Raw genomic sequence first — 20625 nt, 5'->3', positions numbered from 1 at the left:
AAGGTCAGGAATAGGTAATCGTTATACGGTAGGCAACCAGAACTCGAGCAAATGCCTGCAATTCAGCACCTTTTCTTTTAAATCGTCCGGGACATAGAAATAGTGGTTGCTGGCTTCAAAGCCAATCCGGGAATCGGCAGACTGTAGCGCAAACAAACGGCGGGCGAGCTTAATTTCGTCGTTAAGCAGTTCCTTCAGCCGTGCCTTTACGGATGCTTTGTCTTCGCCGGTCTGCAGACGGTCACGATGCCGGATAAAATCCGATTGATTGGCGACGCTTCTATACAGGACGCCTACCGTTTCGGCAATTCGCATTTCACGCTCCAACTCATATTTCTCATGCGCCTTCAGCGACTTTCCTTTCACCTTCGTGCGCAAAACTTTCAGGGATTCTTCAAAGCCGTCGGCAACTTTATAAAGCTGGTTGATAAATATCTCTTCCGGGTAAATGGCCCGCCAATGCGCCAGATCATCGTACCCGATACCCACCATAGTAGAATTATAGCCGGTCGGTTTCTCCCAAAGCAGGTTGGCCGGTCCTGAGTGGACAGGCGCGTTGTACACCACTCCTATGTGATAAGGAAATTCGCGGTAGGCTTTGCTGAAACCGTACCACGCGTCCACCATATCGTGGGCCGCCGCTCCGTAGCGCCTGAGCGCTACCTTGGTCATAGCCTCCTTTACCGAAATATCGGCATCGCTTCCTACTACCGAAACGACTTCCAGGTTGGGTGACCCGGGATAACCGCCCAGCGTCCAGCCGGTCATGAGTCCGCTCACCTTTTCGCCTCTCAGGTTGACGGCATGCTGAGCCACGTTTTCGAGCGCGGGCACATAAGGTACCCCTCCGCATTCCCAGGTAGTGCCGGCCTGTATTTTGGCAATGATGCGAAGTCCGTTCTTCCGGGCCACCTCCCAGTGCCGCTTCGCCCGGGGCCCCGGCCCTACTGCTGAAATGGAGTATTCCCCCACCTTGCCGTCGATCCCGCCACGCCGGATCGGCAGATCCCACTCGCTCACACTCATCAGGGAGGCTTCTTTAGGAAGGCCGGGTACGATTCCGTCAGCCCATCCGTCTTTCCAGCCCCAATCCCAGGCAATAAGACGCGGTCCCCTTCCGGTGTAACCAGCATGGCCATTACTTTTGTACATTTCCACCCCTTTTTTAATGCCTTTGTCGTAAAGCGTATTCAGCTCTGCAATTACCTTCTCAGGTCCTTTGACGCTACACCTGGGGCATTTGGCGCCCTCAAAATGCGACCAGCAGTTGGTAGGGTTCTCCGAAGCGGTAATGGAAAAGAACCCCGCCAGGTCAGGGACAACCGAAACGATCCTGGCGATGGAGTCAACGAGGTAGTCCTGCACTTCCGGTACGCTCGTACAAAGCGCAGCATATTTGCCGCGCGTAACCCCTTTGAATTGCGGGTATTTTTCGTAGAATGCCAGGGGCTGGTACCTTGGCTCATTGAGATAGAGGTAAATACCGATACCGTGTTTTTTACTTTTCTCAACCAGTTTCCGGAGGTTTTCGAGACGTTTCTCCCAGTCTTTGCTCAAGGCCGGATCCCATGGGAAGGGCGTCAGTTTGCTCAGTACGATGTGCATCCAGGTACCGTCAAGGCCCGATGCCGCCATTCGCTCCAGGTAGCCGTCGGGATAGGGATCGATCTCGGCATCCAGCAGCGGATCGCCGAAAAGTGTGAAATACCCGTACCCGTAACGCGGCGCAAACCCCGACTGGAGCGGTTGTACTTTTTCTTTGGGCGGAGACGACAGGTCTTTGACAAACTGGAAAAGCGGTTCTTTTTTACCGGCTGCCGAAGCCGGGAACTCTTCTTTTATTATCTTATTGATCCATAGCTCCTTCTTTGCAGGCTCACCGGATAACGTCTCCCACTTTACCGGGTCGCAATCGGGTTTGATACTGCCCAGCTTGATGTAGAGAAAGTCGTCCTCCTGGAGCGTAAATTCCAGATGTTCTTCCGACCACCCCAGAAGGTCTTTTAACTGTGATTTAGGCAGCAGGTGCCAGTTCCGCCTTATAATGGTGATGTAGCTCCGGCTCCACTGCTCGGCCGTAACGGGTGTCGGCGAGGCCAGGCCCATTGATTTTCCAAGTCCCAGAATTTGCTGCTCCGTAGCGCCGGTCACCTGCGCCAGTTTTGTGGTTGGGACGAGGTTCCAGTTCCGCCATACAAAGGCATGCAGACGGCTCGGGAAATGGGGAAAACTTACCGGAAGCTTCAGATTTCTTGCCGTCAACGCGCCGGCGGCAAATGATTTACCGCCCCAAAGCAACCCGGAAGAAACCAATGCTGCGGAACCAAGAAAGCTGCGCCTGGACAGCCCCGGATTTTTTTTGTTACTCATCATGAAAAGATCAAACAGGTTTGGGAGATAGAAAGCGTTATATCTTATAAAAATCAATACAATTTTGTCCCCACAGTTTCTTGTTTTCCTCGGCAGACAGTTGCAGGGTGTTGCGCCTCAATATTTCGCATACCTCGGCGTAAGACGCACCGACGAGACAAACCGGCCAGTCGGTACCGAACATGACGCGGTCTGTGCCGAAAATATCGAGGGTTACGTCGATGTATTTCTTAAAATCGTCGTATTTCCAGTTCACCCAATCCGCCTCGGTGATCAGCCCCGAAATTTTGCAGGTTACATGGTCGAGGCCTTTGAAACCCTGCATGTCTTTCGCCCATTCGTCAATCACCTGCGCCTTGATAAAGGGCTTGGCGATGTGGTCCACCACGAAGGGCTGGTCGGGAAAGCGCTTTACGAACGACACGGCATTCCGGATATGCTTGGGGTAAATCAATACATCGTAAGTATAGCCGTAGTCTGCCAGCTTGGCGATGCCGGAACAAAAATCGTCGCGCAGCAAAAAATCGACCTCCGGCTCGGCCTGTACGATATGACGAAACCCTTTCAGCGCTTTAAACTGTGAAAAATACTCCAGGCGTTCGTCCAGGTTTTTGGCCCGCAGGTCGATCCAACCCACTACAGCTTTGATAAAATCGTGTTTTTCAAGCAGGTCCAGTAGGAAATGCGTCTCGGCCTCGCTTTGATCGGCCTGAACGGCTACACACCCGTCGATCCCGCTTTGCTCCAGGAGCGGTTCCAGGTCTTCCGGCATGAAGTCATTTTTAATTACGGCCATTTCATCATTGATCCATGCGTCTTTCACCGGGTGGTATTTCCAGAAATGCTGGTGGCTGTCTACTTTCATTTTGGTTTTGGGATTTGAGGTGTGAGGTTTGAGAGGTGAGCCCCGGGAACCGCCGGGGGCAGGTCGGCTCATTTCTCAAAACTTACGGCTGTTACATTTAATAAGATTGCTGGCGTAAAAATAAGGATCTCGCGATTTTATGACGTATGAATGTCCGAAACGCACCCTTCGCGCCGGGCAGGTTCCGGTGAATTTTTTGGGAAGTTTGAGAAAAATGGCAGCATCAAGGGGCTATTGCCCCCATTTTTTCCTCCAAGCGGAGTATTCCGAAGGCTTAACCTTGTATCGGGCATAGTTGCCTTCGTGTAGGGACAGGAGCTCCGTCTCGACGACTTCTACAAACCTGGCTTGAACGGACCGGGGTAAATTATTGGCAGCCTTTTGAACTGCGTTTACCGCTTCTTCTTTCGTCATGGACCGGGAAATTATTTCTGCCACCAGCGATCGTATGTTTTCGCGATATTGAAGGCGGAAAGTATCAGGTTCGCCGAGAGACTGACGTATTGCTGCATAACGCAACGCCGACCGCTCATAGGCCCACATGAAAACATCTTTAAAGAGCTCTACCCGGTTGAGTTCATAAACCCCCAACAAGCCCTGAACATACAGGCTATCAGGCACATCCACAAATGCCAGGGGCGCGAGATTCCGCCTATTCAGAGGGATATTGGCCGCAAGACGCGACACGCGCTTGTTCACATCGTCAAAAGGTTGGAGGTAGGGTAATTGTACCATGATAAAGAATGCCTGCTCAAAAGGATCTGTAATCTCCTTCGCTTTAAGCAGAATAACCCTGAACATCTCTTCGATAAGCTGCGGCATTCCCAAAGGTGTAAAAACAGAGTTGGTTATCCCCACCCCAAAAGTACGCAGTCTGCCGGAAGCTGCGGAATCAGCCAGGAGGTTGTTTGACAGCATTGCGTGTATGTTGGTAAGCGTATAATAGTTGAAACCAATTTCTTCTGTGGCCTCGATAATAAATTCAATAGCATCCTTATGGTTAAGGATCATTTGAGCCTCTGCAGCCGTTTTATTGTCCGCCATCTTACCTTCGGAAATCAGCCTTTGGGTATCCAAAAGGCTATAGGTATTTCCTTCGAGGCGACTTGAGTTCCAGGACAGATCAATCAGTAACCGTTGCAGGATTTCTTTTGCGTAAGTTCCCGCCGGTTGGTCCAGGCTATTTGTCTTCCCCAGCTCCGCCAGCTTATCCCGGTCTTTCTGTGTCAGATAGCAATCTGTATTCGGACGATAGGAAGTTAAGAATTCCGGGTTATAGCCTACCGGATGGCGAAAATTAAACGGCTCGGACACCGCTCTCAGTATTTCTCTTCCTTCTTTTGAAAGTGGTATATCTGGAAATAGATTTTCCTGGTCGTAGTTTCTTTTCCTTGGGGCTATCAATCTATAGACAGTCGATCTTGTTTTTCCGGAGACCTCCACCATCCCCCCCTCCCTCAGTTTCTCCAAGCGTCTTTGCAAAGTACGAAGCTCAATATCCACCCCGACCGCTTCCTTTATTTCCTCTATAGAAAGCCCCTCTTCAGCCTCTTCCAAGGCTTTAACAATAACCTCCAGCTCTTCCGAAATATCCGATCTTCTATATCTCATTTACGACAATTCTAATCTCATTTACGACAATTTTACTATCTTTTTGTCGCAAAAGCAAGTATTACGACAAATTCATCGCAAAATTGTCGTAATGACGCCCAATTTGTCGCAATAGTGTTGCAATCTCTTTCGGCGGCGATTACCCATTCAGCAGTAATGCAAGAAAAAATTGAAAAATACCGACAATTATTTCGTAATTTTATTGCCAGCAGTTTGCCCTGCGGTCCGGACATAATTTATTAAGCAAGGGAATTGCTTCATTGCGCCAATGAAAAAGTTTTTTCAGTTGAAACCCGTGGCGGTTACCGGGGTGGTTTTGGGTGTGTTCGCCATATTTTACCAGTTCTTTCACCAGGAGGCACCTGTAGATTTCAGTTCGGAAGTTAAGCCTGTCTTAAACAAAAAATGTATTTCCTGTCACGGCGGGGTAAAAGCTCAGGGCGGGTTTAGTGTATTATTCCGGGACGAGGCGCTTGCCGTTACCGAATCCGGGAAACCGGCGATTATCCCGGGCGACCCGGATGGAAGCGAGATGATCAAACGGCTGGTTTCCAACGATCCGGAGACCCGCATGCCCTACAAACATGAGCCGCTGGACAAGGAAGAAATCGACCTTCTGAGGCGATGGATCAAACAGGGCGCGAAATGGGGCGATCACTGGGCCTACCTCCCCGTCAAGGAAACGCCGGCGCCTGATCTCCACAACGACTGGATACTCAATGACGTCGACCGGTTTATCTTCCGGAAACTGGAGGATAACCAGTTACGCCCTTCCCCTGAAGCCGACAAGGCTACGCTGCTACGGCGGGTCAGCCTCGACCTGATCGGGACCTACCCGACTGATGCTGTCGCAAAAAAATTCCTGGAGAGTAAAAGCGCTAGGGCCTACGAAGAGCTGGTAGATACCCTGCTTGCATCAAAACGTTTCGGTGAAAGATGGGCTTCGCTCTGGCTTGACATTTCTAGGTATGCCGACACGAAGGGATACGAATCCGACAACGGCCGCACCATCTGGCGCTACCGGGACTGGCTGATTGATGCATTCAATGCCGATCAGCCTTATGACCGCTTTATCACGGACCAGATTGCCGGCGATCTCCTTCCGAACCCGACCGACGACCAATATATCGCCACCGCGTTCAGCAGAAACACGATGAACAACGACGAAGGCGGTACCGACAATGAGGAATTCAGGGTAGCCGCCGTAATGGACCGGGTGAATACCACCTGGGAGTCGCTGATGAGCACCACTTTTGCCTGCGTACAGTGCCACAGCCACCCCTACGACCCGTTCAAGCACGACGAGTACTACAAGTTTATGGCCTTCTTCAACAACAGCAGGGATGAAGACATACCGGCCGACTACCCGCTGCTCCGGGAGTTTAAGAATGATACGCTTCGCCACGATTATTCTGAACTGACACAATGGATCAAGGCGCATGGAACAGAATCAGACGCCAGGAAGCTTGCGGACTTCGTTAAAACCTGGCAGCCGTCTATCAATATGGTTTCCGCCGACAGCCTCCACAACGGGCTAGTCCTGAATAAAAATACCTACCTGGCATTGTCTAACCACGGCCGTGCGAGATTGAAAAAAGTAAACCTGGAGGGAGCCGGGCAAATGATCTGGAACTTCCGCTCGAAATTCAAAAGCGGAACGCTTACCCTGACCCTGGATTCACCAACCGGGCCCACTCTCGCAAAAATTGCGATCGAGCCCAAAGATACCTGGCGTAGGGAGTTTGTTCATTTCCCACGCCAAAGCGGGATACACGACGTATACCTGCACTACGAAAACCGCAGTGTTGCAAAAGACAACAGCGACTTCCTGCTTGATTTTGACTGGATGGGCTTCCTGCCTGCAGTGCCCGAAAGCGGCGGATCCACTGCTGGTCATTACAAAAAGATGTTTGAAAAGCTGGTCACCACCAACGAAGTGACCAACACGCCCGTGATGGTGGAAAACCCCGGCTGGCTTGCCCGCCCGACGCACGTTTTCGAGAGAGGCAACCGGTTGACTTTGGGCAAGGAGGTCAGTCCTGAAGTTCCGCATTCGCTTAGCTTCTCCATGCCGGAAGGCACTCCGAAAAACCGCCTGGGCCTTGCACAATGGCTCACAGACAAACGCAACCCATTGGTATCCAGAACCATGGTAAACAGGATCTGGGAACAGCTGTTTGGTGTGGGTATCGTGGAAACGCTGGAAGACATGGGCACGCAGGGAACGCTCCCCACCCACAAAGACCTGCTGGACCACCTGAGCTGGGAGTTCATGAATGATCAGAAATGGAGTACGAAGACGCTTTTGAAGCAACTGGTCATGAGCGCCACCTACCGCCAGGATTCCAGGTTAAGCCCTGAAATTGCGGATAAAGATCCCTCGAACAAATGGTATGCGAGAGGTCCGAGGACCCGCCTGACCGCCGAACAGGTCCGCGACCAGGCGCTCAGCATCAGCGGCGTTTTGAGCAATAAGATGTACGGGCCGGGCGTAATGCCCTGGCAGCCGGAGGGTATCTGGCTCTCGCCGTATAACCGCGCCAAATGGATCAACAGCCAGGGCGAGGACCAATACCGCCGCGCAGTTTACACCTATTGGAAACGGACAGCGCCGTATCCGTCCATGATTACATTTGACGGCGTTCCGCGCGTATTGTGCACCGCCAGACGCATCAGGACCAACACGCCCCTGCAGGCACTGGTAACCCTCAATGACTCTGTCTACCTGGATATGGCTCGTCATTTCGCCCATCGAATGGAGAAAGAGGGCGGCGCGACACTCGCGGGCCAGTTGGGAAAAGGATATCAACTCATGCTCTTCAAACCGCTTCAACCTAACAAGCAAAAGGTTTTTGAAAAGCTGTACCAAAAGGCCGTAACTGAATTTTCGGCCGACACGCTGAAAACAAGGCAAATGCTGGGCAGCAAGTCTGTCCCGGCCAAACCTCAATCTGCGGCACTGGTAGTAGTGGCTAACGCCATGCTGAACCTGGACGAAGTAGTTACAAAAAATTAACCCCAAGACTCATGACACGGCAAGAATTGCATGCCCAAAGGCTGCTAAAAGAGGCGGAAGACCGGGTTTTATTCAACCAGACACGCCGTCATTTCCTGAAAGAAAGTGCAATGGGACTGGGTGCGCTGGCATTCGGGTCTCTTTTTGGGTGTAAGACTGAGAAAACAAAACAGTTGAGCGCCGCCATAGATCCCGCAAACCCGCTTCTGCCGAAGTCGCCCCCTTTCCCGGGGAAGGCCAAAAGCGTCATTTTTTTACATATGGCGGGAGCTCCCTCACAATTCGAAACTTTTGATTTCAAGCCGGAGCTCTCCAAGCTGGATGGCCAGGATTGCCCGCCTTCTTTCCTGGAGGGGAAGCAATTCGCATTCATTACCGGTGTACCCAAAATGCTGGGGCCGCAGGCCAAATTTGCACAATATGGCCAGAGCGGCGCCTGGGTCAGCGAAAGCCTCCCGCACCTGTCTACGGTGGTCGATGAAATTTCATTCCTGAAAGCGGTAACTACCGACCAGTTCAATCATGCCCCGGCGCAGTTGCTGCTGCATACCGGGTCGGCACGCCTGGGCAGGCCGAGCATCGGAAGCTGGGCCACCTACGGGCTCGGTACCGAGAATCAGAACTTACCGGGCTTCGTCGTGCTCACCAGTGGCGGAAGTTTTCCTGACGCCGGCAAGAGTGTGTGGGGAAGCGGATTTCTGCCCTCAGTGTACCAGGGCGTGCAATGTCGTAGCGAGGGCGACCCTGTACTGTTTATCAATGACCCGGAAGGCATGAGCCGCGACCTTCGCAAGGCTTCCATTGACGCCATCAATGACGCGAACCGGCAGGAATATGAAACCTACCGCGATCCTGAAATATTGTCGCGTATTTCTCAGTATGAAATGGCCTACCGGATGCAGATTACCGCGCCGGAAGTCATGAATATCAATGACGAACCGCAGTACATCCATGACATGTACGGTACCAAACCCGGTAAAGAAAGCTTTGCCAATAACGTTTTGCTGGCCAGGAAGCTGGTAGAAAAAGGCGTAAGGTTCGTCCAGTTGTTTGATTGGGGATGGGATGCACACGGAAATGCCGCAAGCAATGCCCTGAACGTGGGCATGCTCAACAAATACCGCAGCGTCGACAAACCGGTAACCGCATTACTCCTGGATTTGAAGCAACGCGGACTGCTTGACGAAACGCTGGTCGTTTGGGCCGGGGAGTTTGGCCGCACCCCCATGATGGAAAACCGGAACGGCGTTCAGAACCCTTACAAAGGGCGCGATCATCATACCGAAGCGTTTACCATCTGGATGGCCGGCGGCGGAATAAAACGCGGGGTTACCTATGGCGAAACCGACGAAATCGGCTACACGGCCGTGAGCGGGAAAGTAGACGCTTTTGATATCCAGGCGACTATCCTGAACCAGCTCGGGTTCAACCATGAAGAGTTCACCTTCCCGTTCCAGGGACGGCCCTTCCGTCTTACCGACGTAGCGGGGAAGGTCATTCATGACATTATTGCGTAACCACCCTCTGACTCCAGTTTTATTACATGCTTTTGTCCGTGACAGATTTTATCGGGCGGTTTCACCCGGTAGTCGTACACCTTCCCATAGGGATTCTTCTTCTTGCAGCCCTTTTTCAACTGCTTTCCAGGAGGTTCTCAACGGTAGCGCCTGCTATACCGCTGACCCTGCTTTTCGGTGCGCTGGGAGCGGTTCTTTCCTGCATAACCGGTTATATGCTCTCGCTGAGCGGCGACTACGACACAATCCTCGCCGGGCGGCACCAGTGGCTGGGAATCGCCACAGCGGTACTTGCCTTTGTTTTTTATGGAATTGTCCGCTACAAGGCGACTATCCCGAAACTCGCCGACAGCATGGCTTTGGCGAGCATCGGGCTTATCACCCTTACCGGACACCTTGGCGGATCGCTCACGCACGGGGAGGATTACCTGACGGTAAGCCTCTCTTCTGAAAATACAAAAGCGGGCCTGCCGCCCATACCCAATATCCAGGAAGCCGTTTTGTACACCGACGTCGTTCAGCCGATTCTAAAAAACCGGTGCTACAGCTGCCACGGCCCGTCCAAACAGAAAGGGAAACTCCGGCTGGATGAGCACCAATATATACTAACGGGTGGTGAAGACGGCAGCGCGATCAAAGCGGGCGCCGCCGACGAAAGCGAGCTCATCAAAAGGCTGCTTCTTCCGCTCACCAACGACGAGCACATGCCGCCTAAGGAGAAACCGCAGCTTACTGAAAACGAGGTCGCGGTGCTGAAATGGTGGGTCGATACGGGCGCCGAAGTATCCAAAAAAGTAAAGGATCTGAAGCAAACGGAGTCCATCAAGCCGGTATTGGCGGCACTGGAATCAGGGGAGAGCAAGGAGACACCCAAAATCAGCGACATCCCGGAGGCTGAGGTCGCTCCAGCGGATGAAAACGCTATCCAGGCGATCAGGAAGGCCGGGATTATCGTATTACCGGTATCGCAGGACAAAGCCTACCTGTCTGCCAGCTTTGTGACGGCGGGCGCGGGTGCCGACACGCTGATCAAGCTACTGGAGCCTATTCGGAAACAATTGATCTGGCTAAGACTGGACGACGCGAAAATCAGCGACAAAACACTGGGCCTGGTAGCGGGATTTCCCAACCTGACCCGTCTCTATCTCACCAATACGGCTATCTCCGACGCCGGGCTCGCGCAACTCAGCCCGTTAAAACAGCTGCAGGTTTTGAACCTGGTCAATACCAAGGTAACCGAACAGGGCCTCCTTGCGCTGAAAGGCCTGCAAAGCCTGCGGAGCATCTATCTTTTCCAGACTGCTGTAGACAAAAGCAAATGGGCCAGCCTGCAAACAGCATTTCCAAAAACCGTGCTGGATTCCGGCGGCTATCAGGTGCCGACTTTCGAAACGGATACGGTGGAGGTGAAGTTGCAGTAAGAAGGGGGAATGGCATCAGGTGTCTCCGGGAGGTTGACCAAGCGTATTAAACCGTGACGATATTAGGTTTTTGCCACGAATTCCATTGAAGCACGTTTGGTGCTTTGATTTAAATAAACAACGCTTAGCTTTTGACCTGGTTGAGGATCAGACATCCGGCAGATTGTGTTAAAGGGGTTCGACGGGCTCACCCGCCATCCGGATGGTAGCCTCCGGTAGACAGCCTTCGACGAGCTCAGGCGCCATCCGGCAGACGCCATCCGGCAGACGCCATCCGGACGGCGCCACATCCGGACGGCGCCTGAGCCTGTCGAAGGCTCATCTTTGGATACCCATTCAATAGAAGCCATGCGTTCCATTATCAGCCATCTGTAACTTTGTTGTACAGAATGCACGAATAAAAACTCCCATTCGTGCCCTTCGTGGCTCTCTTTTTTAGATTTCGGTATGCCGTAATCGAAAAGCACCGATATTTTACAGGAAGGAGCGACGGAGTGCCCAACGGCTACGTTCAGGCCTCATGGTTTTGATATTCCCAAAAAAGGACCATATTTTTAGATTATCACAAGAGAACCCCGTATTAGGAAATCTCTTTTTTTACCTAATAACTCTTTTGTATCCGAATCACTTAAAAATCAACCACCCCAAATCCCTGGAATTCTGCGTACCCAGAATCAACCTGGGCGTAAGCGGATGCTCCTCCCGCCACACAATAGTCTTTCCGTCTTCCGAAAACGCTTTGATATTGACTCTGACAGGCGTAAGGCTGCCGGTTTTCAGTTCCAATTCCGAAAATGGGATCTTCACCTCGGCTTTCAGCGTACCATCGGCTATTTCCGTGCTGATCGAGGCTTTAGAAACCGGCGTCATAAGATACCGCCGGGCAGGCCAGAGCCGTTTGGGCTCCACCCATACTTCTGCGGACTTCACAGATGCGGCTTTTTCTCCTATTCCTTTCTTTGAGAAATCTGCTATCATGATATGCAGCGTCTCGTCTTTATAATCGGCCTTCCACCGCAAGCTACCCGCCGCTTCACCTTCAAAGCGATTCCAGAACCCGGACGGATCTGACGACGAAATGGGAAGCGCGTACGCGACTGCTCCCTGGGGAGATTCGCCCGTATATTCGGGAAACAACGCTTCGTTACGGTCTATCGCCTTGCGAATAGCCGGCACATCCTGCGCAAGCGTCGTTATTAACTGGTTGATCCGCCACTCCAATTTTTCGGGATAGTATTTGTAACCTTCTGCTTCCGGATGGAAGCCCAGCCGGGAGTCCGCGCGGCAGAGCCTGACGAGTTCGCCGCCCGATTTTATTTCTTCCTCTATGATCTCCTTTAATTCGTCCAATACTAAACGCCGGCCTTCTCCTTTCATCCGGAAGAGCTTCTCGCGGAGCTGATAAAACCTGAGAATATTATACCCGCTGCGAAATTGAATTCCAAGCGCCTTTGCCACACCGATGTCGAGTACCCGCTCCCGGTTCCCGGAATATTTCTCGCTAAAGCCGTCCAGCAAACCGAGCCCTACCTGCCAGGTATCGCTCATGCGCTTGCACATCGAGATCATTTCTTCGAGCGACAATATATCCGGAAAAGACTCAGGGACTCTATCGCCGCTGGGCGGCCAGGGGAGAAACGTATTTCTTGAACCAAGCTGATAAGTCGGCGAAAGAGGCGCGTCTCTGGGGGTAAGCAGCAAAGGCCAGACCGGACCGTCATGCATCGGCCCGAAATATTGAAAAATATTGGTCAGCGGATAGTTCTCATAGGCTTCGCTAAAATATTTCCAGGCCTCGACGACTTTTTTAGCGTCCTCTGTTCTCCAATAATAAGAGGCCAGTTCGTTAAGGAAAGCTTCTTCGTCAGGGTAAGGCTCAAAGGATAAGCGCTCGGTTGCTTTTACCATAAGTCCCGGATAGGAGCCCATAATCCAGCTCAACATGGTATGCGACACACCCAGCCGGCGCATCGCTGAAAACTTTTTGTAGATAAGGGAGGGCACCGGCAAATAAGGCACCGTAGCAACCTCATGAGAAGTAGACGTCTGAATTTTTGCCGACACCGGAGTGTGTTTTCCAGCGGCGCTTTTAGCTATTCTTTCGAAACGGTCGCTTGGTCCCGGCTCCGAAAGCCAATAGTCACCACCGATCAGCTCTTTCCCGAACACCGTCTTTTTCACCCCGGACTCAAAATTAAACTGGAGCACGACGCCTTCCGGGGTATTAGAAGGAATATCAAAAACCCAGTCTGCCAGTGTAGTAGGCGCCCCCTTTGACTGGGACTGCGGCTGGGGCATATAAAGCCAGCTGATCAGTTCTGCATCCGGTTCGGCGTCTTTCATTCCTTTGTTCATGGCCGAAAGCGAATGATGGAGAATTTGCCAGGGCGGGAGTTTTGAACACCTCGGACAGGTAATTTCACCTCCTCCCGTAGCTGGTAAAGCGCTCAGGCAGGTGGTGTACAGTTCTCCGTGAGAAATATTGATGATGCCGCCCAATTCCGGCACAGCGGAGAAAATTTTATTCGTCGCCTGATAGAGGTACTTTTGCCCGGAAGTCCCGCTGGCACAAAGGAAATAGGTATTGCCCCTCAAACTCCCTGTCAAATCGGGGTACTTGGCCAGGATAGGATCCCCTTCCTTGAAACGCACATGAGGCTCCATCGTCTTGATATAGATGCGGATCCCGTACCGGAGGCATTTGTTAACAATCTGCCTCAATTTTTCAAGCCGTCGCTCGCCGCCTGCTCCTGCATTGGGCGTAATTTCTGTTGATACCAGGTCGCTGAATCCCACACTGTTCTCCTGCCCGTCCTTGCTGCTGACGGTTACCCAAAGCCCGTTTACGCCTTCATGAGACAAACGGTTAAGGTATCCGTCAGGGTAGTAATCAATGTCATCCATCAGCTCGTCGCCCACCCCGGCCTGGTTCCCCGGGCGTTTGATAGGGCTGAAAAAACAGCGGGAAATTCTCCGCTTCACTGTCGGGACTTTCGTCACCGAGCCCAGCGGGAGGTACGGGTCCCCGTTTTTCATCATTTCATCCTGGAGATAAAAAATCCCTCTTCTTATGCCGTCAGGATCACCTGCCGCAATCTGCCCTGACTTCCTGGCAATATCCACTCTGAACTCCTCACCCTTTAAAGCCGGATCCTTAACGATTTTCACGCGGTAGCCGCTGCCGTACGCAATTTTACCGGCCAGGCAGAAGTTACGCAAGTCCTCATATACGGTTTGCAACCGAAATTTGGAGTCGGGGAACAAAGTATCCAGCTTTATCCCCTTCGAAAGATCAACCTGGTTCCGGCCCCTCTTTTTGTTCTCCCATTCTATTTTTGTCCAGAACGGAGACTTTAAGTCTTCAACAAAATGCCAGGACTGCTTTGACGGCTGTGCCGGTATCTGATCGGTGGATAACGGATCGTAATTCCGGGATTGTCCTATTGCGGATTGCCACAACACGGACAATGCCAATAATCTTAAAATCTTCAAGGTACCCATCAGGTGTACAAAACTTCTGAATGCTTACTAAAACCAGGAACCCGCTTTCGCGGGGGCTCACATCTTACCCGGCCGGAAGGCACGCCGGCCCGATAGGCTCAAACGACTTGTACCCCAGCACAAACTCCTGGTGGCCCAGCGCCTCCGAACAGGTGGTTCCGCCCCGAGCGACATCTACAATCTTGTCCAGGATTTCTTCGGCCACCTGGTCGATGGTAGCTTCGTCGTATAAAATTTTCCCGGCATTGATGTCCATATCGCCGATCATCCGCTTAAAGGTCTCGGGGTTGGCGCAGATTTTGATCACCGGGGATATGGCTGATCCCGCCACAGATCCTCTCCCGGTCGTGAACAGCACACAATGCGCGCCGGAAGCAATCAGCTCGTTCATTTCCCAGATATCGTTCGGATTCGGAAAACCGAAACGTGGTTCTCCGTCCGGAACAATATCCATCAGGTAGAGACCCTTTCTTTCAGTTCTGTCGCCGGGTTTGATCAGGCCCACAATGGGCGCGGCGCCGCTTTTGCAATACGCTCCCATCGATTTCTCTTCAAGAGTGGAAAGCCCGCCTTCGGCATTGCCGGGTGCGAAACTCCCGTGTCCCATAATGGCATAATACCGTGCGGCTTTATTAACCGTCGCAATCAATTCCCGGCCCAGCTCCGGGGTTACCGCGCGCCCCGCCATGTGCTGTTCAAGGCCGATCATTTCACCGGTATTCTCGAAAATGGCAGTCGCTCCGCGTTCCACCAATAAATCAAACGCCCTACCCGCTGCCGGGTTGGCCGTTAAACCGCTGGTGGCATCGCTTCCGCCTGAAACCACGCCTACGATCAGATCTTCAAAGGGCAATTCCGCCCGGGGAACCTGCGACAGCCCTTCCAATGCAGACGCAATAAACTCCCTGCCTTCGGCCACCGACCGCATGGTGCCGCCGGTCTCCTGGATCCCGACCAGCATAGCGGGCCGCCCGCTGGCCTTCACGTTTTCAAGCAGCCGGTTGCGGTTAAAACTTTCACACCCGAGAGATACCAACAGCACGGCGCCCACATTCGGGTGGGTACACAGCGCGTTCATCATCTTGTCGGCATAGGCATTGGGATAACAACCGCTGAACCCAATGATGTGCACGGGTGAATCCGGGAAGTGTTTTGCTATGTTCCGGGCAACGTGATGGGCGCATTCTACCAGGTAGGCGATCACGACCACGTTCCGGATACCTACCCGCCCGTCTTCCCGCAGGTAGCCCAGTATCTTACTATTTTTCGATAAACTCATGATCCAGCGTATAGGTGGGTAAGTAATCGCTTTTCAAATTGTGCAGGTGAACGTGCCCGCCGAGCGGAATCGCTTCGGTGGCCGAACCGATGGGGATCCCGAACTTGATGACCTTTTCCCCTTTCCCGATGGCCGTCGCTGCTATCTTGTGCCCGAGTCCGATGGGGTTTGAAAATATCACCGTTTCACCCCCTACCTCCACCTGCTCCCCCGCTTCAATCCGGCGTTTGGCTACCAGTACATTGTCGTCGGGATGAATCCGCATTAGTTTTTCCATAGTCAATTGTTCAACGCACCCTGATTTTGCTTCCGTACAAAGCAAAATACAAAATAAAGAGATAAGATGGTATACAAATCAGGTAGGCAGGCTGGTGCGAGAAGTGATCAGCCAGGTAGCCGAAGCCAAGCGGCAGGATGGCGCCGCCTATAATCCCCATGACGAGGAATGACGAACCGGTTTTGGTAAATTTCCCCAGGTCACTGAGCGCAAGCGGAAAAATGGCCGGCCACAGGAGTGAATTGGCAAACCCCAGGAACCCCACCAGGAAAACCGACTCCCTGGCCGGAACCGTCACTAGTATCAACGTAGAAATTACACCAAGCACCGCACAGATTGACAACGCGGTCCGCTGTGAAATGGTTTTGGGAATAAGCAGAAAACCCAGCAGATAGCCCGTCACCATTCCGATCGTCGGGTACCAGACGTAGTTTTCCGGCGAGGGCAGTCCCAGCGATTTTGCATAATCCACAATGGAGCCCAGCGCTACGATCTCTACCCCGACATCGAAAAAAATGGCTACGACGCCCAGCAATAAATGCGGAAACTGGAAAATACTGGTCTTGGCATTCGCATAAACCGACCCGCTGCTCTCCTCCGCGGTTTCATCTTCGCCCAGCGCAAGGATCTCCGGCAACGGGGAAAACCAGGCCAGAACAGCCAATACTACCAGGAGCCCGGTAATGACGTAAAAGGGAGTAATCGCATCGCTAAGGCGTACTTCTGCAAGGTCCATGAAGATCCCCAGCACGATAGACGCCCCGGCAAGCGCGAGCTTATCCGCAATCCCCATAGCGCAAATGCGGCTGGCTGCGCTATCTTCCGGCCCCAATAAGGTTACATAGGAATTAATGGCGCCCGTCAGCAGGGTTTGCCCCATGCCGATAATAAACAAGGCTGTCAGAAAAAGTGCAAAACTGGTTGCTTCAGCAGAAAAAGCGATGAGCGAAAAGCCCAAAGCCATGATCAGGAAGGCTATTGCGATTCCTCCCTTGTAGCCGAACCGTTTGATAATCATGCCCGAAGGCACCCCAAACAGTACGTATGCCGAAAAAGTGGCCGTCATAATCAGGTAAGACGTCGCAGTGGATACGGTGAACGCCTCCTGTACAAAAGGTATAAAAAATGCATTAATCCCGACGGAAAAACCGAGGACGACATACATCGTCCCGATAATCAGCATCGGAAGCAAGGGGGTACGCTCCGGCCTGTTCATGAATTACTTATTTGGAAGATTCATTGGCAAAAAGAATTCCCCTGAGACTTTCCAGGATAGCCGATTTCACGGTATTGCCGTAGTCAAGCGTCGCCTCTTTCGCAGTCTGGGTGTACCATTTATCGGTGGTGAAGTAGCCCATATCCGACCCCTCAGGGCATAAAGCCATCATGAGTGCGGTTTCCAGCTTGCCGGCATGGTCAATCGGGTGCGACTGCTGAATTTTTTCACTCATAAAAGGGTGGATACGGATCCAGTTGAACGGATTGTCCCCCTGGGAATGGCTCTCATAATAATCCGAAGAATCGGCTCTTCCCCACCAACCCTCGCCCCGCTCTCTCTCGAGGAACCCGAACGTGGATTGTCGCGCAGCCAGCTTGAAACTCAGGTCGGTAGGCATTCCGGCGGTAAAATTCTCGCTCTGGTGATGCACAAAAACATGAATATTCCGGAAGCCGATCCGCAACAGGTTATCGAACAGCGCTTTGGCAAACGGGTTAAGAACCTGGGGTTCTATATGCACGGAGCCGTTTCGTTCCGGTCCCTCCACTGCGTAGCTGCTGGCGCCATAGTAAAACGGCGGCAGGATGACCAAGTCTTGCTCTTTTTCCAATATCTCGAGGGCGCGTACCACTACCAGGGTATCAACGCCGTTCACGAGGTGTTCACCGTGGTATTCCAATACGCCCAACGGCAGCACTACCGGAACATTCCGGTCTATAACGTCTCTAAGCTGGTGCGGAAACAATAATTCGTAACGCATTTTAGGTATTAAGTTTGAGTTTTTAGGTACAAGGGTACCGGATATGTTTATTGTCGGGAGATTCTAAATATTTTGGCTGACTGATTCGGTTAACTGCTTAAAACTCACAATTCATCCCTTCTCCCTCTTGTCGCCAAACCCCGGATTGACTTATTTTGACTGTGATTTCAATTGCTTCAGTTGCCGGACCGCCGATTCGACCAGCAGCTCCCCGCCGCCGGGCGCAAGCCGGGAATTGAGCGTTTCGTACCCGCCCTGCAAAAATGCCTTGCTGGTAGGCAGGTAGGCAATGTGGACGTTCGTAAGCTCAACTACCATGGTCATTTTGAAGGGAGAAGCCTTCCTGATTGCCAGCCCCAATTCGGCAAATACTTCGCCCGGTACGCCCACTATAACCAGGTCATTGGTCAGCTTAAACACCTGGACCTGCAGGGGCAGCGCCCACGGTTCGCTTTCTATGGTCGGCGGAACTGCTTCCCGCGCCCGCATGCGCTCCAGGGAACGTATTTTCATGGGCCTACGCATCTGGAACAGGCCGGTTTCACCGTATTTGGGAAGGGCCTGGCCGTCATTGGCCCAGGCTTTTTCGTCATCATTGTAGGATTGCAGGGGTAGGTATACAAATTCGTTAACCGCGCCCAGAGCGGGGCTTCCGGCAAGGCCGGCACGGGGCGCTTTCGCCGCAATATGGGCGGCCAGCCGCTTCCCTATGGAGTCGGTTTTCAATACCACGCCGTTTTTTCTCACGTCGATATGGTTGATATCACCGCTGGCCCCCTGCAGGAAAAGAGAAACAAAATTCCCCTTTATTTTTTCCCGGAGATTTTTGTCAAGGACGCCGGGATAATCCGCGGAAAAGGCGGTGCCGCCATAGGTGTCGGCATGTACCGCGAAATTGGAGACCACGCCCATCAGGCTGCCGTCTGACTGCTTTTCAACGAAAACCATATCCAAAGCAGGATCAACCGGGCCGGCCGCCTGCACGATGTCCCGGTTGCCGCGGCCGGGGTTGGTTTTCACCTTACCGTCTTTCAGGATGAACCTCCGGTTGAACGATAAGCCGCCTACCGAATCTTTCGCCGACCTGAGCCTGACGGGAACGACCCGGTTGTGCGCCGAGACCAGCGCTTCGGTTATTTTTTCAACCAGCAAAGCCGGGTAGCCATTTTTTGCAACAGCCTGTTCCGCTGAAACACCCGACTTCCGGACGTGCTCATTGAGCTCATAAATATCCGGTTCATAAGCCGGACCCGTATGGGTGTGTGTAGCGGTAAGCATCAGGTTCCCGAACGGGATCCCGGTTTTTTCCGCAACGCGGGTCCGCACTTCCGCCGACAAGCCCGGTTCGATCCATAGCAGGTCGCAGACGGCAATTCCCCATTTTATGTTTCCCTGCCTGAAGACAATGGCTTTCACAAAAAGTGAATCGTCTACGCCTGTACCGTAGTTCCGGTAATGCGGATAGCCGGTTTCCGGGGTGATATTAATTTGGGTGACGCCTGCTAAAATTTCTCCTTTTTGTCCGTACGCGGCCCAAAAAGAGGTAATACATAAGAAAAGGGAAACAACCGCCCGCATGCTGATCTTCATAGTTCCAAAGGTATCCGGAAGCACATTGTCTTTCCCCTACTTTATTCGTTAAGACTAATACAATCTTTCACGCTGCCCGCTCATCCCGACTACCTGTAACCCCGAACCGCGTTTTGCGGAAGCCGGGAGCGGAAGCCGGAAATGCTATTCAAAGCTCCGGGACGAAAAGCCCCATTTCCCGCCGAAATCCATACATTGATCCCAGGGCAGAATACCATCGGAAGCCGCTGGTGATAAAAGGCTTACCGCCGCCACGCATACTCCCGATTTCAATGCCTGTTCCATTGACCACCCATCATGCACTGCTGCAAGCACACCTGCTGCAAAAGCATCGCCGGCGCCTACAGTCCCCCGGATCAATTGCTGCGGGAAAGTGACACACGGCTGAGAATAGACGTCACCTTTCCGCGAGAAAGCAATAGCCCCTACCGGAAAATGAAAAATCACCCATTGTCTCACCCCAAGTTCCATGATACATTCGGCGGCCTCTTTTGCTTTTTCGAAACGGGCTGTCCCATCAGTATCCAGGATCTCTATTCCAGTCAGGCCGCGCGCTTCCAGCTCATTCAGGAAAAGAATATCCACAAATGGAAGCGATGCCGGTACAATGCTCCGGTACCTGTCGGACTGCTCACTCACGATGTCAGCGGAAGTCAGCAAACCGGCCTGCGAGGCGGCTTCCAATACCCTGGAAGCCCCGGTCCGGCCTTCCTCGTCCATACGGTCCAGCTCATCGAGCAACAAAAGGTAACCCAGATGAAAAATCTTTGCCCGGGTACGCGAGAAATCAAAATCGGAGGCCGCCAGGTGGGCGCTGGCGCCCCGATGATGGAAAAACGTTCTTTTCCCTGTAGCCGCAACGGTCATGACGTCGGTATAGGAGGTTCCGCAGCCTGGTCTGACCCTGAGTTGCGAAAAGTCCACCCCCATTTCCTCGCATTCAAGCACTATGTCACGGCCCTTTTCGTCGTCACCTACCACCCCGATACCTTCCAGCGGAAAAGTTACCCGCATCTTATGGAAAGCCTTCACCAGGTTGAACGGCGCGCCGCCATTCCCGGATTTTTCCTCCAGGATATTGGCGAGCGCGTTCTCCTGTGGATACGTGTCGATCAGCTTTACAAAGTCAATGATCCAATTTCCGCCTGTAATAATTCCTTTCCTGATATCACCCATAGGACCTGTTGGTTCAAACACTG

General features: G+C 52.5%; 14 protein-coding genes. 3 read left to right on the top strand and 11 right to left on the bottom strand.

Going from position 1 to position 20625, the window contains the following annotated elements; genetic code table 11:
- Window positions 1-21: 21 nt before the first annotated feature.
- The 3 genes from ABD852_RS20265 to ABD852_RS20255 all read right to left on the bottom strand — a co-directional run bounded on the left by ABD852_RS20265 (window position 22) and on the right by ABD852_RS20255 (window position 4846).
- Entirely contained in the window at window positions 22-2373 is a 2352-nt protein-coding gene (locus ABD852_RS20265) for a hypothetical protein (protein WP_345032244.1), read from the bottom strand.
- A 34-nt stretch (window positions 2374-2407) separates the two neighbouring features.
- Complete coding sequence (locus ABD852_RS20260) at window positions 2408-3235, bottom strand: amidohydrolase family protein (RefSeq protein WP_345032242.1); 828 nt, start codon at window positions 3233-3235, stop codon at window positions 2408-2410.
- Window positions 3236-3466: 231 nt separating this feature from the next.
- Window positions 3467-4846 (bottom strand): Fic family protein, encoded by a 1380-nt coding sequence (locus tag ABD852_RS20255; RefSeq protein WP_345032241.1) that lies wholly within the window; start codon window positions 4844-4846, stop codon window positions 3467-3469.
- Window positions 4847-5114: 268 nt separating this feature from the next.
- Between ABD852_RS20255 and ABD852_RS20250 the strand changes: the two genes are divergently transcribed.
- Genes ABD852_RS20250 through ABD852_RS20240 form a run of 3 tightly spaced genes read left to right on the top strand, consistent with a single transcriptional unit; the run spans window position 5115 to window position 10800 of the window.
- Entirely contained in the window at window positions 5115-7862 is a 2748-nt protein-coding gene (locus tag ABD852_RS20250; protein ID WP_345032239.1) for a DUF1553 domain-containing protein, read from the top strand.
- Window positions 7863-7873: 11 nt separating this feature from the next.
- Complete coding sequence (locus tag ABD852_RS20245; protein ID WP_345032238.1) at window positions 7874-9379, top strand: DUF1501 domain-containing protein; 1506 nt, start codon at window positions 7874-7876, stop codon at window positions 9377-9379.
- 38 nt (window positions 9380-9417) lie between these two features.
- Window positions 9418-10800, top strand: coding sequence for a c-type cytochrome domain-containing protein (locus tag ABD852_RS20240; protein WP_345032236.1), 1383 nt, complete (start codon window positions 9418-9420; stop codon window positions 10798-10800).
- A gap of 62 nt (window positions 10801-10862) precedes the next feature.
- On the opposite strand, the gene ABD852_RS20235 is transcribed toward ABD852_RS20240, so the two are convergent.
- The 8 genes from ABD852_RS20235 to ABD852_RS20200 form a co-directional block, all read right to left on the bottom strand.
- Window positions 10863-11159, bottom strand: a complete 297-nt coding sequence (locus ABD852_RS20235; protein WP_345032235.1) for a hypothetical protein — start codon at window positions 11157-11159, stop codon at window positions 10863-10865.
- Window positions 11160-11424: 265 nt separating this feature from the next.
- On the bottom strand, window positions 11425-14292 hold the full coding sequence (locus ABD852_RS20230) for a hypothetical protein (protein ID WP_345032232.1): 2868 nt from the start codon (window positions 14290-14292) through the stop codon (window positions 11425-11427).
- Window positions 14293-14365: 73 nt separating this feature from the next.
- Complete coding sequence (locus ABD852_RS20225) at window positions 14366-15580, bottom strand: UxaA family hydrolase (RefSeq protein WP_345032230.1); 1215 nt, start codon at window positions 15578-15580, stop codon at window positions 14366-14368.
- Window positions 15561-15857: a UxaA family hydrolase gene (locus ABD852_RS20220; RefSeq protein WP_345032228.1), complete on the bottom strand. Its 297-nt coding sequence runs from the start codon at window positions 15855-15857 to the stop codon at window positions 15561-15563. The genes ABD852_RS20225 and ABD852_RS20220 overlap by 20 nt, the downstream gene beginning before the upstream one ends.
- A gap of 10 nt (window positions 15858-15867) precedes the next feature.
- On the bottom strand, window positions 15868-17073 hold the full coding sequence (gene gluP, locus ABD852_RS20215) for a glucose/galactose MFS transporter (RefSeq protein ID WP_345032226.1): 1206 nt from the start codon (window positions 17071-17073) through the stop codon (window positions 15868-15870).
- Window positions 17074-17080: 7 nt separating this feature from the next.
- On the bottom strand, window positions 17081-17836 hold the full coding sequence (locus ABD852_RS20210; protein WP_345032224.1) for a creatininase family protein: 756 nt from the start codon (window positions 17834-17836) through the stop codon (window positions 17081-17083).
- Between the two features lie 150 nt (window positions 17837-17986).
- Window positions 17987-19426: a neutral/alkaline non-lysosomal ceramidase N-terminal domain-containing protein gene (locus tag ABD852_RS20205; RefSeq protein ID WP_345032221.1), complete on the bottom strand. Its 1440-nt coding sequence runs from the start codon at window positions 19424-19426 to the stop codon at window positions 17987-17989.
- 144 nt (window positions 19427-19570) lie between these two features.
- Entirely contained in the window at window positions 19571-20602 is a 1032-nt protein-coding gene (locus ABD852_RS20200) for a carbohydrate kinase family protein (protein ID WP_345032218.1), read from the bottom strand.
- Window positions 20603-20625: the final 23 nt, after the last annotated feature.

This window comes from Ravibacter arvi, from assembly GCF_039540405.1.
GTDB classification, from domain to species: domain Bacteria; phylum Bacteroidota; class Bacteroidia; order Cytophagales; family Spirosomataceae; genus Ravibacter; species Ravibacter arvi.
The sequence above is the reverse complement of the archived record's forward strand: the minus strand, read 5'-3'. Positions and strand labels throughout refer to the sequence as shown.

Bases quoted from the DNA above. Each gene is read 5' to 3' on its own strand.
- ABD852_RS20265 (WP_345032244.1), bottom strand. From the start codon at position 2,373: ATGATGAGTAACAAAAAAAATCCGGGGCTGTCCAGGCGCAGCTTTCTT.
- ABD852_RS20260 (WP_345032242.1), bottom strand. From the start codon at position 3,235: ATGAAAGTAGACAGCCACCAGCATTTCTGGAAATACCACCCGGTGAAA.
- ABD852_RS20255 (WP_345032241.1), bottom strand. From the start codon at position 4,846: ATGAGATATAGAAGATCGGATATTTCGGAAGAGCTGGAGGTTATTGTT.
- ABD852_RS20250 (WP_345032239.1), top strand. From the start codon at position 5,115: ATGAAAAAGTTTTTTCAGTTGAAACCCGTGGCGGTTACCGGGGTGGTT.
- ABD852_RS20245 (WP_345032238.1), top strand. From the start codon at position 7,874: ATGACACGGCAAGAATTGCATGCCCAAAGGCTGCTAAAAGAGGCGGAA.
- ABD852_RS20235 (WP_345032235.1), bottom strand. From the start codon at position 11,159: ATGGAACGCATGGCTTCTATTGAATGGGTATCCAAAGATGAGCCTTCG.
- ABD852_RS20225 (WP_345032230.1), bottom strand. From the start codon at position 15,580: ATGAGTTTATCGAAAAATAGTAAGATACTGGGCTACCTGCGGGAAGAC.
- ABD852_RS20220 (WP_345032228.1), bottom strand. From the start codon at position 15,857: ATGGAAAAACTAATGCGGATTCATCCCGACGACAATGTACTGGTAGCC.
- gluP (WP_345032226.1), bottom strand. From the start codon at position 17,073: ATGAACAGGCCGGAGCGTACCCCCTTGCTTCCGATGCTGATTATCGGG.
- ABD852_RS20210 (WP_345032224.1), bottom strand. From the start codon at position 17,836: ATGCGTTACGAATTATTGTTTCCGCACCAGCTTAGAGACGTTATAGAC.
- ABD852_RS20205 (WP_345032221.1), bottom strand. From the start codon at position 19,426: ATGAAGATCAGCATGCGGGCGGTTGTTTCCCTTTTCTTATGTATTACC.
- ABD852_RS20200 (WP_345032218.1), bottom strand. From the start codon at position 20,602: ATGGGTGATATCAGGAAAGGAATTATTACAGGCGGAAATTGGATCATT.